Origin of the sequence: Curvibacter microcysteis, assembly GCF_028649455.1 — a bacterium.
Taxonomy (GTDB): Bacteria; Pseudomonadota; Gammaproteobacteria; order Burkholderiales; family Burkholderiaceae_C; genus Curvibacter; species Curvibacter microcysteis.
In genome coordinates, this window is the sequence record NZ_JAQSIO010000002.1 from 554,027 (window position 1) to 566,842 (window position 12,816).

Sequence of the window (12,816 nt, forward strand, 5' to 3'; positions counted from 1 at the left end):
GGTGCCGTGTCGATCAGGCCTGCGGCGGCACGTAGCCTTGCACCACGTCGGCGCCGCCACCGAAAAAGTGGTTTTCCATCTGGCGCGCCAGGTACTGGCGGGCGCGGGCGTCGGCCAGGTTCAGGCGGTTTTCATTGACCAGCATGGTTTGCTGCTTCATCCACGCAGCCCAGGCTTCCTTGCTCACGCCTTCCCAGAGGCGCTTGCCCAGCTCGCCGGGGTAGGGCGGGAAATCGAGACCTTCGGCTTCCTTGCCGAGTTTGATGCAGTTGACCATGCGTGCCATGTCGTTCTTCCTTGTCCAGTGGGGGAGGGCGGGGCCGGCGAGCGGCCTGACCAAAGCGCCGAATTATCCCATTGCTGCCGGTCCCCACAGGGGCTGGGGGCTTGCGCTGAGCACGCGCCGCCCCCGTTTCCACGTTTTGAAAGATAGAAAACAGATAAACAAATGATTTCTTATGCGTTTGAGTTTTAACCGAGGTTTTCCAGAATCCATCCCATCACTTGATTCACCCCCCCTTGACCGACCCCGAACGAAAGCAACCGATGAACTTCCGACGCGCCCTGATCCAACGTGCTGCCCTGGCTTCTCTGGCCCTGGCGGGTGCCTTGTCCGCCCTGCCGGCTTCGGCCCAGACCGTCACCCTGCTCAACGTGTCTTACGACCCGACGCGCGAGCTGTACGTCGAGTACAACGCCGCCTTCGCCAAGCACTGGAAGGCCAAGTCGGGTCAAGACGTGTCGATCAAACAGTCGCATGGCGGCTCCGGCAAGCAGGCCCGTTCGGTCATCGATGGCATTGACGCCGATGTGGTGACCCTGGCCCTGGGCGGCGACGTGGACGCCGTGGCCAAGAACGGCAACCTGCTGGCCAAAGACTGGGTCAAGCGCCTGCCGCACAACTCTTCGCCCTACACCTCGACCATTGTGTTCCTGGTGCGCAAGGGCAACCCCAAGGGTTTGAAGGACTGGGATGACCTGGCCAAGCCCGGTGTGTCGGTCATCACGCCCAACCCCAAGACCTCGGGCGGTGCCCGTTGGAACTACCTGGCGGCCTGGGAATTCGCCAAGCGCAAGTACGGCGGCGATGCCAAGGCCAAGGAGTTCGTGGGCAAGCTCTACAAGAACGTCCCGGTGCTCGACACCGGTGCGCGTGGCTCCACCATCACTTTTGTGCAACGCGGCGTGGGCGACGTGCTGCTGGCCTGGGAAAACGAAGCCTTCCTGGCCCTGAAGGAATTCGGCCCGGACAAGTTCCAGATCGTCGTGCCCTCGGTCAGCATCTTGGCCGAGCCCTCGGTGGCGGTGGTCGACAAGAACGTGGACAAGAAGGGCACGCGCGCCGTGGCCGAGGAATACCTGAAGTACCTGTACTCCGACGAAGGCCAGGACATCGCGGGTCGCAACTACTACCGCCCGACGGCCGAGAAGGCCAAGGCCAAGTTCGCCAACCAATTCCCCAAGCTGACCTTGGTCACGATCGACGAGGCCTTTGGTGGCTGGGGCAAGGCCGACAAGGACCACTTTGCCGACGGTGCTTCCTTCGACCAGATCTACTCGCCGCGTTGAGCCCGGGCTGACATCACGCCTGACGGCCTTCCAGGTTCAGAAAGAAACAACATGACCGTACTCCTGATCGCCGGCAGCCCCTCGGCCCGATCCCGCTCCTCGGGCTTGCTCGACAGCGTGGGTCAACGCCTGCAGCAGCGCGGCGTCGAAGTGGATCGCATCCAGATCCGCGACTTGGCGCCCGAAGCGCTGGTGTTGGCCGACTTCGGCCACCCCAGCATCCTGCAGGCCATTGCCCAGGTGGAGCGCGCCTCGGCCATCGTGGTCTCGACCCCGGTGTACAAGGCCGCCTACAGCGGTGTGCTCAAGGTCTTCCTGGACCTGCTGCCCCAGACGGCCCTCAAGGGCAAGACCGTGCTGCCCCTGGCCACGGGCGGCAGTCCGCACCACATGCTGGCGCTGGACTACACCCTGCGCCCGGTGCTGCAGTCGCTGGCGGCGCGCCACATCCTGCCCGGTGTCTATGCCACCGATGCACAGATCGCGGTGACCCCCGAAGGCGCCTACCAAATCGGCCCGGACATCGGCACCCGCCTCGACGAAGCCGTCGGCGTGCTGCAACTCGAGGCTTACGGCCAACGCCAACCTTTGGCTGGCTTTGCCCCCATCCCCTTCGACCAGGTGCGATGTAGCGTTTGATCGCGGGGCAGCGGCCCGCGCCGCTGCCTCTTCTGTTTCCCCCCCCTTCTTTGTGCTGGACAGCGGTGGCGTGTGTGCCACCCGGGGGAAGCGTTTGCCTCGAATTTCTCTGTTCCCCTCACCTGAGTCCACCGCCATGAGTCCCTTGCCCTTGTCGACCCCCAGTCCCACGCCCCTGTCGGCCGCCCAGGACGAGCTGTCCTTGAGCTGGCGCTCCTGGTGGCTGGACCTGGTGCAGGCCTTGGGCATTGCCGTGCTGCTGGTGAGTTCGCTGGTGTTGATCGTGGGCTTCCTGCTCTTGCCTGTGGTGCCGGCCTGACGGCCCGCTGCGCTGAACCCTCTTCTTAGATTGAAAGAACTGACCATGACTTCTTCCCTTCATTGGCAGCGCCGTCAGGCCCTGATCACGGCCTTGGGACTGGCGGGTGCCGCCCTCACTGCGGGCCCGGCCTGGGCGCAAAAGACCGACCGCGTGTTCCGCATCGGCCACCAAAAGGGTTGGCTGTCCTTGCTCAAGGCCCGGGGTACGCTGGAAAAGCGCCTCTCCCCCCTGGGTGTGAGCGTGACCTGGACCGAGTTCAACGCCGGCCCGGTGCAGCTGGAAGCGCTGAACGTCGGATCGATCGACTTTGGTGACGTGGGCGAAGCGCCCCCCATCTTTGCCCAGGCCGCCGGTGCCCCGCTGGTGTATGCCGGCGCCACCGTGCCCCGCCCGGCGCTGGAGGCGGTGATCGTCCCCAAGGACTCGTCGATCCGTTCGATCGCCGACCTCAAGGGCAAGCGCGTGGCCTACAACAAGGGCTCCAACGTGCAGTACTTCCTGGTCAAGCTGCTGGAGAAGAACGGCCTCAAGTACAGCGATGTGCAGTCCGTCTTCCTGGCGCCGCCGGACGCCCGCGCCGCTTTCGAGCGCGGTGCCGCCGACGCCTGGGTGATCTGGGACCCCTTCCTGGCCGCCGCCCAAAAGACCCTGGACGCCCGCCTGCTGGCCGACGCCACGGGCGTGGTCAACAACCGGGCCTACTACTTCAGCTCGCGCGATTTCGCCACCAAGAACAGCGATGTGCTGCGCATCGCGATCCAGGAAATCAACACCATCGAACAGTGGATCGCCAAGAACAAGCCGGCCGCAGCGGCGGAGCTGTCCACCGTGCTGGGCCTGGACAAGAGCATCACCGAGCTGTTCATCAACCGCGCCTCTTACGGGGCAGCGCCGGTGACGCGCGACATCCTGGGCGAGCAGCAATCCATTGCCGACACCTTCTTCGACCTGAAGCTGATCCCCAAGAAGCTCAACCTGTTGCACGCCGCGCCCGTGGACCTGTGACCGGCTGACCCGCCACTGACCTGAGCGCAGGAGCCACCCATGAGCACCTTCCCTCCCTTGTCCTTTCCCTCCCGGCCCGAAGCCCTCGACAAGGCGGACCGGGTGTCCGCCCGCATCGATCAGGTGTTGGGCACCACCGCCGCCCAATGGGGCTTGGCCTGGCCGCTGTCGGCGCCGAGCCGACCGCTGTGTCCGCGGCCTTCGGTGCAGGCCCAGGGGGCGCTTCAGGGCGGGGGTAGCGTGCGGGTGCGCCGGCGCATGAACCGTGCTCGGCGCGCCATGGCCCAGGCCTTGGCATACCAGCCCGTGTCGGCCTGGTCCTTGAAGGGGCTGGCCTGGTGAGGCCAGCGGCCTGAGCGAGTTCTGATTTGCGAGAAATTCCCATGAAAATTTTTTGGTTCATCCCCACCCACGGTGACAGCCGCTACCTCGGCACCAGCGAAGGCGCGCGCGAAGTCAGCCTGGACTACCTCAAGCAAGTGGCGTCCGCGGCGGACCACCTGGGCTACGAGGGCGTGCTGATCCCCACCGGGCGCTCGTGTGAAGACCCCTGGGTGGTGGCCTCGGCCCTGCTGCCCGTCACCCAGCGCCTGAAGTTCCTGGTCGCGGTGCGCCCGGGCCTGCATCAGCCGGCCCTGGCCGCGCGCATGGCCGCCACTTTTGACCGCCTCTCGGGAGGCCGTCTCCTGGTCAACCTCGTCACCGGCGGTGACCAGATCGAGTTGGAAGGCGACGGCGTCTACCTCAACCACACCGAACGCTACGAGCAGTCTGCCGAATTCATCCGCATCTGGCGCGAAATCCTGACGCGCAGCCACACCGGTGAGCCCTTCGACTACCAGGGCAAGCACCTCAGCGTGACCGGGGCCCGCCTGCTGTACCCGCCCCAGCAAAAACCTTATCCGGCGGTGTATTTCGGTGGCTCCTCCGAGGCGGGCCATGCGCTGGCCGCCGAGCAGGTGGACACCTACCTCACCTGGGGCGAGCCGCCGGCCGAAGTGGCCAAGAAAGTGGCCGACGTGCGCCAGCGCGCCGCCGCCCATGGCCGTGAAGTGAAGTTCGGCATTCGCCTGCACGTCATCCTGCGTGAGACCGAAGAGCAGGCCTGGGCCGCCGCCGACGCGCTGATCAGCCGCGTCGATGACGAGACCGTGGCCCGTGCCCAGGCGGTGTTCGCCCGCATGGACTCCGAAGGCCAGCGCCGCATGGCCGCGCTGCACGCCACCGGCGGCAAGCGCAGCCGGGGCGACCTGGAAATCAGCCCCAACCTGTGGGCGGGCGTGGGCCTGGTGCGTGGCGGTGCCGGCACCGCTCTGGTGGGCAATCCCCAGCAGGTGGCGGCCCGCATCCAGGAGTACGCCGAGCTGGGCTTGGAGAACTTCGTGCTCTCCGGCTACCCGCACCTGGAAGAGGCTTACCGCTTTGCCGAGTTGGTCTTCCCGCTGCTGCCTGAACGTCTGCAGGAGGGCTTCACCAAGCCCGGCCTGAACGGCCCCTTGGGCGAGGTGGTGGGCAACCAATACGTGCCCCGCGCTTCGGCCAGCTGAGCCCGCTCCCGGCATTCGCCCTTGACCTGACCCCACCCGGCGCCCGTGCCGGGTCGCACCACCCAACGAGATCCCCATGACCCAACCTGCGCGTGATTTACCCAACCCCCTCGAGGCGCCCGGCCTGGGCCTGTTAGCTGCCGGTGAGGCCGATGCCCCCGCCTGGACCTGGGCCCTGCGTTGGCTGAAGCCGCTGTGGCAACGCATCATCCCCTGGCTGGTGCCGGTGGGCCTGATCGTCGGCTGGCAAATCGCTTCCGCCCAGGGCTGGATCTCCACCCGCGTGCTGCCCGCGCCCTTGGACGTGGTCAAGGCCGCCTGGACCTTGAGCGCTTCGGGCGAGCTGTGGACCCACGTCAAGGTCAGCGCCGGCCGCGCCTTGCTGGGCCTGGGCATTGGCGGCGGCCTGGGCCTGCTGCTGGGCTTGTTGACCGGCTCGGTGCGCTTTTTCGAGACCCTGCTCGACTCCAGCATCCAGATGGTGCGCAACATCCCGGCGCTGGCGCTGATCCCGCTGGTCATCCTGTGGTTCGGCATCGACGAGTCGGCCAAGCTGTTCCTGATCTCGGTGTCGGTGTTCTTCCCGATCTACCTCAACACCTTCCACGGCATCCGCAACGTGGACCCGGGCCTGATCGAGATGGGCCGCACCTATGGCCTGTCGCGCTGGCAGCTGTACCAACAGGTGGTGCTGCCGGGGGCCATGTCCTCCATCCTGGTGGGCCTGCGGTTTTCGCTGGGCCTGATGTGGGTGATCCTGATCGTGGCCGAGACCATCTCGGCCCAGGCCGGCATTGGCTACCTGACCATGAATGCGCGTGAGTTCCTGCAGACCGACATCGTGCTGGTGGGCATCCTGCTGTACGCCTTGCTGGGCAAGTTGGCCGACGTTTTTGCCAAGACGCTGGAGCGCTACTGGCTGCGTTGGCACCCCGGCTACCAGTCGGCCGCCTGAAGGCCCTGTCGTTCCCCACCAACCCTTTTCGGATCCCTTTGCCATGAGCACCCACACCTCTTCCACGGCGGCCTCAACCGCCAACCCGTCCGGTGGCGTGCGCTTGCACATTCAAGGCCTGAGCAAGCGCTACGGCCAGCGCGACGTGCTGCGCAGCACTGAGCTGACCATCGAAGCCGGCGAATTTGTCGCCATCGTCGGCCGCAGCGGCTGCGGCAAGAGCACCTTGCTGCGCATGGTGGCCGGCCTCGAAGCCCCCACCCGGGGCAGCCTGAGCATCGACGGCGCACCGGTCAAAGGCCTGAACCCGGACACCCGCATCATGTTTCAGGACTCGCGCCTGCTGCCCTGGAAGCGCGTGCTGGACAACGTGGCGCTGGGCCTGACCCCGGCCCAGCGCCCCTCGGCCCAGGCGGTGCTGTCGCAGGTCGGCCTGGGCGAGCGCGAAGGTGAATGGCCGGCCCGCCTGTCCGGCGGCCAACGCCAGCGCGTGGCCCTGGCCCGCGCCCTGGTGCACCACCCGCGCCTGCTCTTGCTGGACGAGCCCTTGGGTGCGCTGGACGCGCTGACCCGCATCGAGATGCATGCCTTGATCGAAGGCCTGTGGCGCCGCCATGGCTTCACGGCCTTGTTGGTGACCCACGACGTGCAGGAGGCGGTGGCCCTGGCCGACCGGGTGATCCTGATCGAAGACGGCGTCATCGCGCTGGACGAAAAGATCCCGCTGGCCCGCCCACGCTCGCGCGGTGACGCGGCCTTTGCCGCGCTCGAAAAACGCATCCTCGACCGTGTGCTGCAACACGAAGACCCCGAGCTGCCCGAGGCCGACCCGCGCTGGGCGGGCGTGCCCGCGCATGGGCTGCGCTGGGCCGTCTGAATCGCTTTTTTATAACCAAGCGTTCTGTAGACCTAATTAATCAGTATTTAAAAATCTTTGGGTAAACCCTTACATTCGTCGCTCGCTCGGGGTGGACCGCCCGTTCACCGACCGAACACGGCATTCCATCCGTACAGGGTTTCATGATTGATTTAGAAGGCATCTACCAGACCTACCCAGGCCCACAAGGCCCTGTGGAGGCCTTGCGCGGCATCGACCTGCGCATCGCGGCCGGCGAGGTGTTCGGCATCATCGGGCGCAGCGGCGCGGGCAAAAGCTCGCTGGTGCGCACCATCAACTGGCTCAACCGCCCCTCGCAGGGCACGGTCACGGTGGCCGGGCGCTCGCTGGGCGATTTGAGTGACGCCCAGCTGCGCGAAGCCCGGCGCGACATCGGCATGATCTTCCAGCACTTCAACCTGCTGGCCTCGCGCACCGTCTACGACAACGTCGCGCTGCCGCTCGAGCTGGCGCACTGGTCGGCCGACCGCATCCGCGCCCGCGTAGAGCCGCTTTTGGAGCTGGTCGGCCTGAGCGCCTTCCGTGACCGCTACCCGGCCCAGCTCAGTGGCGGGCAAAAGCAGCGCGTGGGCATTGCCCGCGCCCTGGCCAGCCAGCCCAAGGTGCTGCTGTCGGACGAGGCCACCTCGGCCCTGGACCCGGAAACCACCCGCTCCATCCTGGCCCTGCTGCGCGACATCAACCGCGAACTGGGCCTGACCATCGTGCTCATCACCCACCAGATGCAGGTCATCAAGCAGGTGGCCGACCGCGTGGCCGTCATCGACGGCGGCCGCATCGTCGAGTGCGGCCCGGTGCTCGAGGTCTTCAGCCGCCCGCAGCACGCCACCACACGCAGCCTGATCGAAGACGTGGTGCCGCAGTCCTTGCCCGAAGCCGTGCTGGCCCGGGTGCAGGCCCAGTTGCAGCAGTCGCCCGACGCCTCGGCCCGTTTGCTGCGCCTGGTGTTTGCCGGCGCGCAGGGCGAGCAGGCCTTGCTGTCGGACGTGATCCGGCGTTTCAACCTCGACCTGAACATCCTGCATGGCCAGGTCGACGAGGTGCAGGGCCAGCCTTTTGGCTCCCTGTCGGTCTTGGCCCGCGGTGATGCGGGCGCGGTGGCCCAGGCCGTGGCGCAGTGGCGCCAGGCCGGCGTGGGTGTGGAGGAGCTGAGCCATGTTTGAACGATTCACCGCCGAATTGCTGGCCCTGATGCTGGATTCCTTCTGGGAAACCGTGCTGATGGTGGGCATCGCCGGCCTGCTGGGCACGGTCATCGGCCTGCCCCTGGGCGTCTACCTGCGCCTGACCGATCGGGGCGGCGTGCTGGAAAACCGCTGGGCCAACCGCCTGGTGGGCACCCTGGTCAACGCCGTGCGCTCCACGCCCTTCATCATCTTGCTGGTGGCTGTGATCCCGTTGACCCGTTTGCTGACCGGCTCCTCCATCGGCACGGCCGCCGCCGTGGTGCCGCTGACCCTGGCGGCCGGCCCCTTTGCCGCGCGCCTGATCGAGGCCTCGCTGCGCGAGGTCGACGAAGGCTTGGTCGAAGCCGCCCAGTCCATGGGCGCGACGACCTGGCAGATCGTGCTCAAGGTGCTGCTGCCTGAAGCCCTGCCGGGCATCGTGGCCGGCGTCACCATCACCCTGGTCAGCCTGACCGGCTACTCGGCCATGGCCGGCGCCATTGGCGGTGGCGGCCTGGGCGACCTGGGCATCCGCTACGGCTACCAGCGCTTCTTGCCCGAGGTGATGGCCGTCGTGGTCGTGGTGCTGATCCTGTTTGTGCAGGCGCTGCAAAGCGCTGGCGACTGGCTGGTGCGCCGCCTGGCCCACCGAGGCTGAAGTTTTGATTTGACCGTTCGCGCGGCCCGGGCCACAAGCCCGCCGCGCCTTGTTTGAACCCTGAAGAAGGAAACCCCCATGAACTCCAAACGTTTCGCCCTCAAGTCCCTGGTGTTGGCCACCGCGGTGCTGGCCTCTGGCCTGAGCCTGGCCCAGGACAAGCCACTGAAGATCGGCGTCACCGCCGGCCCGCACGCGCAGATTTTTGAGCAGGTCAAGAAGGTCGCTGAAAAAGACGGCCTCAAGGTCCAGATCATCGAGTTCAGCGACTACATCCAGCCCAACGCCGCCTTGGCCGCCGGTGACCTGGACGCCAACAGCTACCAGCACAAGCCCTTCCTAGACCAACAGGTCAAAGACCGGGGCTACAAGATCGTGTCGGTGGGCTACACTGTCAACTACCCGATGGGCATCTACTCGAAGAAGGTCAAGTCCCTGGCCGACCTGAAGCCGGGCGCCCGTTTTGGCTTGCCCAACGACCCCACCAACGGGGGCCGCAGCTTGCTGGTGCTGCAAGACCAGGGCTTGATCAAGCTGCGCCCTGAAGCCGGCCTCAAGGCCACGCCGCTGGACGTGATCGACAACCTCAAGAAGCTCAAGTTCGTCGAACTCGAAGCCGCCCAGTTGGCCCGCGCCCTGGACGACCTGGACGCCGCCGCCATCAACACCAACTTCGCCCTGTCGGCCGGCCTGACGCCGGGCAAGGACTCGATCGCGCAAGAAAACGCCAAGAGCCCCTACGTCAACCTGATCGCCGTGCGTGAACAGGACAAGGACAAGCCCTGGGTCGCCAAGCTGGTCAAGGCCTACCAATCGGAAGAAGTGCGCAAGTTCATCCAGACCGAGTTCAAGGGCTCGGTGTTGGCCGGCTTCTGACGCCAGCGGCGGGGCAGGGGGCGCTGGCGCGGCGCCTCCCTTGGCGCGGTGCTCACGACTTCAAACGAAGCCAATCCGCGTAGTCCACGGTGCAGCCCACCACCACGCTAGGCAAGGTGACCAAATCTGATGCCTGGGGCGGCCGCTTGCGCGTGGCCGCACCAGGCGTGCCGCTCTGGCGCAGCATCGATTCCATCTTGAAGTGGGCGGACCAGCGGTAGCCCTCTCCATTCAAAACCCACAGGTCTTTGTTCACGCCATAGGTCGTTTTCATCGGCTCGGCTTGCGGCTGCAGGCGCGCGCTGAGCGCACGCAAATCACCGGCTTGTGCGGCCAGGTGCATCTCCACATGCACCTGAGTTCGCCCCAGCGCACTTCCTTTGCCGCTGTAGCTGATTTTGCGAACCGGCATGTCCAGCAAGGTCAACTGTTGGGGAATCCACACCTGCTCCATGAAGCCAAAAGGCCCCGTCGGTGCCCCGGGCGTCGTGGCCCAGCCTTCCTGGGTCAGGCCTTTGAGGGTGGCCAGCAAGCGGTCCTCGTGCCGAGCGTCGCAGCGCAGCCAGGCGTTCAGTTCTTGTTGATAGGTTTCTCGGCGGGCGTCTGCGCTGTCCCACTGCGCCCGCTGCAGGCGCAGCTCGCTGAGGGGGCCGACCAGCCATTTCGGTTGCCCCGGGCTGAGCGCCAGAAGCGCGCCTGCGCAGGCCAAAGCCAGGTACTTGACCCCGCCGCGCCGCGACCGGGCCGCTGCCTCGGTCTGCACCTGGCCCCACCAAGCTTGGGCAAAGGCCTTGTTCTGGGTGAACTGCGCCAGCTGGGCGGGGATCAGCGCCCGCCGCGTGAGCCCGTGCGCCAGGGCCACGGCCAGCGGCCAGCCGAGCGTGAGCAACCAGTCGCCGCGAAAACGCACCCCGCTGCCCCAAAAAACCGCCAAGGGCAGAACTGTCAAGGCGTAGAGCCCCCAGGCCCAGGCTTGGTGGAAGCGCGAGAGGCTTTGGCTGCGCTGCTGCATCAGCTGGCAGGCGCTGCGCACCTCGAGACTGGCTTCTGTCCCGGGCGCGGCCTGTTGCCGAAGCACGGCTTGGGCATGGTGATCGGCACTCAGGTAATTGCGCAGGGCGTTGCGGGCTCCGTGGCCTCCGGTTTGAACCGCTTGGATGACCGCCTCGCGGTCGGCCGCGAGCAGTGCATCCACAGCGGCTTCGCCACCCACCAATTGCTCCTGGCGTCCCAGGGCCCAGAGGGTGGCCTCGGTGTCGTTGACGCTCAGCGCCATGTCCCAGCCTGGCACCGTACCGTGCCAGCTGCGCGTCAGGCGCAGCCGAGGTTCGGCCTGGATGGACTGGGTGGCCAGCTGAAAGCTGCCGACAGCAGCGGCTTGTGAGCTGCCGATGGCAGCTTCGATCACCGGTCGCCAAGCCGCCGGCGTACCGGCAGCGTGCTCCACCCTTTGCTGGCTCAGCAATTGGGTAAAGATACGTTCCTGGACATGGGTCCATCCCTGGGCTCCGCAAGTGCGGCAGTCCAGTTGCTTGCGCCCGCGGCAACTTGTGCACTCAATCCTGCCTTGGGCGCGGCAGCTGGGGCAGTCCTCCAGGCCCTGAGCGTTGCAATTCGAACAGTAGACCTTGCCGCTGGCGGCGCAGGTCTGGCAGCCCACCCTGGTGCGCCCGTCACAGATGGGGCACGTGGGCTTGCGGCCGTGGCAACTCCGGCAGGCTTGCTGACCCGAGCCGCCACAGCGGTTGCAATCCACATCGCGGTTGACGGTGGCAGGCCCTTTGCCGTGGTCGACCACCACCGTGACCTGGTGTCGGCCCCGGCCAAAACAGGCATCACAAGGGATTTTGCCGTCGCTGCAACCCGCGTAGCAGGTTTGGGTTCCAGCGCCGCCACAGGCCGAACAGGTCTGCATTTGCTGGCCTTTGCAACTGGGGCACAGGGTTTTTTTTTGGCCTCGGCACACCGAGCATTGGGTCTGGCAGTCGCCATGGCACGTCCCGCACGTGGTCTGACCGCTGGCACTGCAGTCCTTGCAAGGGGTTTGGCCTGAGGTCTGGCAATGGGGGCAGGCAGCATCCAGGCCAAAACGCTGTGCATCGGCATCCAGCGCGCCCGCTGCCGGCATGGTCTGGACGTCGCCCGGTGCTCGGCGCAGCCATTGCTCGGCCCGCTCGGGGAGCGCTTGTTGCAGGCGCAAGCGTTCTTGTTCCGCACGCTGTGCCAATTCGGCCTCGTCCGATACCAGCACGGCCCCCGATCGCCCGGTGCCGGTGCGGCGGCCTCGTTGCGCCTGGATTTCTTGCGTTTGGTGAATCACCACCGAGCAATCCTGGCGCTGGTCCCGAATCAGTCGCAAGTCTTGCCGGGTGAAGCGGGTCTTGTCTGTCAGCAAAGCGACCCATCGGGTCCAGCGCGGGGTGTTAAGGGGCTCGGTCATCGAAGGCTGGTCTCTTTGGTTGTGGATAAAAAGGGGCTCAGGTCGTCTGTTGCTCTGCTGGCGGACTCCCTGCCCAGGGCACACTGCGTGACAGCCTGCGTGCGTGCCTTTGGCTTGTCATGACGTGGCCCACGCCTTGGCGCGCGGACACCATTCCCATCAATCCCAGGGCTGTTCCGAGGGACGGGGCGCAGCGCGGGGCGGGGCAGGTCTGGCGTACTCGCTAGCCCACGCAGGTTTTGCGACCTGGCAGGCTGTCCATCTGGGATTCAGAGGGGACTTGTTTCAGCGGGCCGTGCAGAAAGGTTTCGTCCGAGACCCGCTCGGTGTCGACGGCGATCAAAATCACGCCCTGTTGGCTCAGAACTGCAGCCGCCAGGGTAGGTGACAGGGGCTGTGCGTCCTCGTCCACCAAGCGCACCGCCAGGATGCGGTCCACTTGGCGGCAACGCTGCATCGATTGCATGCGCTTGGCGACGGCCTCGAATGAGGCGGCGGGGGTCCCCGGGTGCCAGGCCCAACTGTGGGTGCTGAGCAATCCGAAGGCCAGCCAAGCCCAGGCCTTGAGTCTGAGCCTCGGTGGTTTGATGGCGGACTTGTAGTTCAGTGCGGCGTGCCAAGGGCAGGACAGCAATGGAATGAGCACCGGATCCCCCTGATGTGACTGGGCCAATTCGGCCCGGCGCGCTGAAGCACGCGCTTTTATTTGGTGTGGAGATTATTGACTATCGGTCATGTTCA

14 protein-coding genes are annotated in these 12,816 nt (G+C 66.1%); 11 read left to right on the top strand and 3 right to left on the bottom strand.

What is annotated here, in order from left to right; translation table 11 throughout:
• Window positions 1–13: 13 nt before the first annotated feature.
• Window positions 14–286, bottom strand: a complete 273-nt coding sequence (locus PSQ39_RS07780) for an oxidative damage protection protein (protein ID WP_273926134.1) — start codon at window positions 284–286, stop codon at window positions 14–16.
• A gap of 260 nt (window positions 287–546) precedes the next feature.
• Here PSQ39_RS07780 and PSQ39_RS07785 point away from each other — a divergent pair, with 260 nt between their 5' ends.
• The 11 genes from PSQ39_RS07785 (at window position 547) to PSQ39_RS07835 (ending at window position 9,635) form a co-directional block, all read left to right on the top strand.
• Window positions 547–1,569 (top strand): sulfate ABC transporter substrate-binding protein, encoded by a 1,023-nt coding sequence (locus PSQ39_RS07785; RefSeq protein ID WP_273926135.1) that lies wholly within the window; start codon window positions 547–549, stop codon window positions 1,567–1,569.
• A 51-nt stretch (window positions 1,570–1,620) separates the two neighbouring features.
• Window positions 1,621–2,208: an NADPH-dependent FMN reductase gene (gene ssuE / locus PSQ39_RS07790; protein ID WP_273926136.1), complete on the top strand. Its 588-nt coding sequence runs from the start codon at window positions 1,621–1,623 to the stop codon at window positions 2,206–2,208.
• Between the two features lie 136 nt (window positions 2,209–2,344).
• Complete coding sequence (locus PSQ39_RS07795) at window positions 2,345–2,527, top strand: hypothetical protein (RefSeq protein WP_273926137.1); 183 nt, start codon at window positions 2,345–2,347, stop codon at window positions 2,525–2,527.
• Between the two features lie 45 nt (window positions 2,528–2,572).
• Entirely contained in the window at window positions 2,573–3,535 is a 963-nt protein-coding gene (locus tag PSQ39_RS07800; protein WP_273926138.1) for a sulfonate ABC transporter substrate-binding protein, read from the top strand.
• 39 nt (window positions 3,536–3,574) lie between these two features.
• Window positions 3,575–3,877: a hypothetical protein gene (locus PSQ39_RS07805; protein WP_273926139.1), complete on the top strand. Its 303-nt coding sequence runs from the start codon at window positions 3,575–3,577 to the stop codon at window positions 3,875–3,877.
• 41 nt (window positions 3,878–3,918) lie between these two features.
• Complete coding sequence (ssuD, locus tag PSQ39_RS07810) at window positions 3,919–5,082, top strand: FMNH2-dependent alkanesulfonate monooxygenase (protein ID WP_273926140.1); 1,164 nt, start codon at window positions 3,919–3,921, stop codon at window positions 5,080–5,082.
• 76 nt (window positions 5,083–5,158) lie between these two features.
• Complete coding sequence (ssuC, locus tag PSQ39_RS07815) at window positions 5,159–6,037, top strand: aliphatic sulfonate ABC transporter permease SsuC (RefSeq protein ID WP_273926142.1); 879 nt, start codon at window positions 5,159–5,161, stop codon at window positions 6,035–6,037.
• Between the two features lie 43 nt (window positions 6,038–6,080).
• Entirely contained in the window at window positions 6,081–6,914 is an 834-nt protein-coding gene (locus tag PSQ39_RS07820; protein WP_273926143.1) for an ATP-binding cassette domain-containing protein, read from the top strand.
• A gap of 143 nt (window positions 6,915–7,057) precedes the next feature.
• The gene (locus PSQ39_RS07825) at window positions 7,058–8,098 is read left to right on the top strand and encodes a methionine ABC transporter ATP-binding protein (RefSeq protein WP_273926145.1); all 1,041 of its coding nucleotides are present in this window, start codon (window positions 7,058–7,060) and stop codon (window positions 8,096–8,098) included.
• A complete protein-coding gene (locus PSQ39_RS07830) occupies window positions 8,091–8,759 on the top strand; it encodes a methionine ABC transporter permease (RefSeq protein ID WP_273926146.1) in 669 nt (222 codons plus the stop codon). The genes PSQ39_RS07825 and PSQ39_RS07830 overlap by 8 nt, the downstream gene beginning before the upstream one ends.
• Before the next feature lie 78 nt (window positions 8,760–8,837).
• Entirely contained in the window at window positions 8,838–9,635 is a 798-nt protein-coding gene (locus PSQ39_RS07835) for a MetQ/NlpA family ABC transporter substrate-binding protein (RefSeq protein ID WP_273926147.1), read from the top strand.
• A gap of 52 nt (window positions 9,636–9,687) precedes the next feature.
• Here PSQ39_RS07835 and PSQ39_RS07840 read toward each other — a convergent pair whose 3' ends face one another.
• Window positions 9,688–12,075 carry a J domain-containing protein gene (locus PSQ39_RS07840; RefSeq protein ID WP_273926148.1) on the bottom strand — a complete coding sequence of 796 codons (2,388 nt, stop codon included), beginning with the start codon at window positions 12,073–12,075 and terminating at the stop codon, window positions 9,688–9,690.
• A gap of 223 nt (window positions 12,076–12,298) precedes the next feature.
• Window positions 12,299–12,721 carry a hypothetical protein gene (locus PSQ39_RS07845; protein ID WP_273926149.1) on the bottom strand — a complete coding sequence of 141 codons (423 nt, stop codon included), beginning with the start codon at window positions 12,719–12,721 and terminating at the stop codon, window positions 12,299–12,301.
• Window positions 12,722–12,816: the final 95 nt, after the last annotated feature.

Bases quoted from the DNA above. Each gene is read 5' to 3' on its own strand.
- PSQ39_RS07780 (WP_273926134.1), bottom strand. From the start codon at position 286: ATGGCACGCATGGTCAACTGCATCAAACTCGGCAAGGAAGCCGAAGGT.
- PSQ39_RS07785 (WP_273926135.1), top strand. From the start codon at position 547: ATGAACTTCCGACGCGCCCTGATCCAACGTGCTGCCCTGGCTTCTCTG.
- ssuE (WP_273926136.1), top strand. From the start codon at position 1,621: ATGACCGTACTCCTGATCGCCGGCAGCCCCTCGGCCCGATCCCGCTCC.
- PSQ39_RS07795 (WP_273926137.1), top strand. From the start codon at position 2,345: ATGAGTCCCTTGCCCTTGTCGACCCCCAGTCCCACGCCCCTGTCGGCC.
- PSQ39_RS07800 (WP_273926138.1), top strand. From the start codon at position 2,573: ATGACTTCTTCCCTTCATTGGCAGCGCCGTCAGGCCCTGATCACGGCC.
- PSQ39_RS07805 (WP_273926139.1), top strand. From the start codon at position 3,575: ATGAGCACCTTCCCTCCCTTGTCCTTTCCCTCCCGGCCCGAAGCCCTC.
- ssuD (WP_273926140.1), top strand. From the start codon at position 3,919: ATGAAAATTTTTTGGTTCATCCCCACCCACGGTGACAGCCGCTACCTC.
- ssuC (WP_273926142.1), top strand. From the start codon at position 5,159: ATGACCCAACCTGCGCGTGATTTACCCAACCCCCTCGAGGCGCCCGGC.
- PSQ39_RS07820 (WP_273926143.1), top strand. From the start codon at position 6,081: ATGAGCACCCACACCTCTTCCACGGCGGCCTCAACCGCCAACCCGTCC.
- PSQ39_RS07825 (WP_273926145.1), top strand. From the start codon at position 7,058: ATGATTGATTTAGAAGGCATCTACCAGACCTACCCAGGCCCACAAGGC.
- PSQ39_RS07830 (WP_273926146.1), top strand. From the start codon at position 8,091: ATGTTTGAACGATTCACCGCCGAATTGCTGGCCCTGATGCTGGATTCC.
- PSQ39_RS07835 (WP_273926147.1), top strand. From the start codon at position 8,838: ATGAACTCCAAACGTTTCGCCCTCAAGTCCCTGGTGTTGGCCACCGCG.
- PSQ39_RS07840 (WP_273926148.1), bottom strand. From the start codon at position 12,075: ATGACCGAGCCCCTTAACACCCCGCGCTGGACCCGATGGGTCGCTTTG.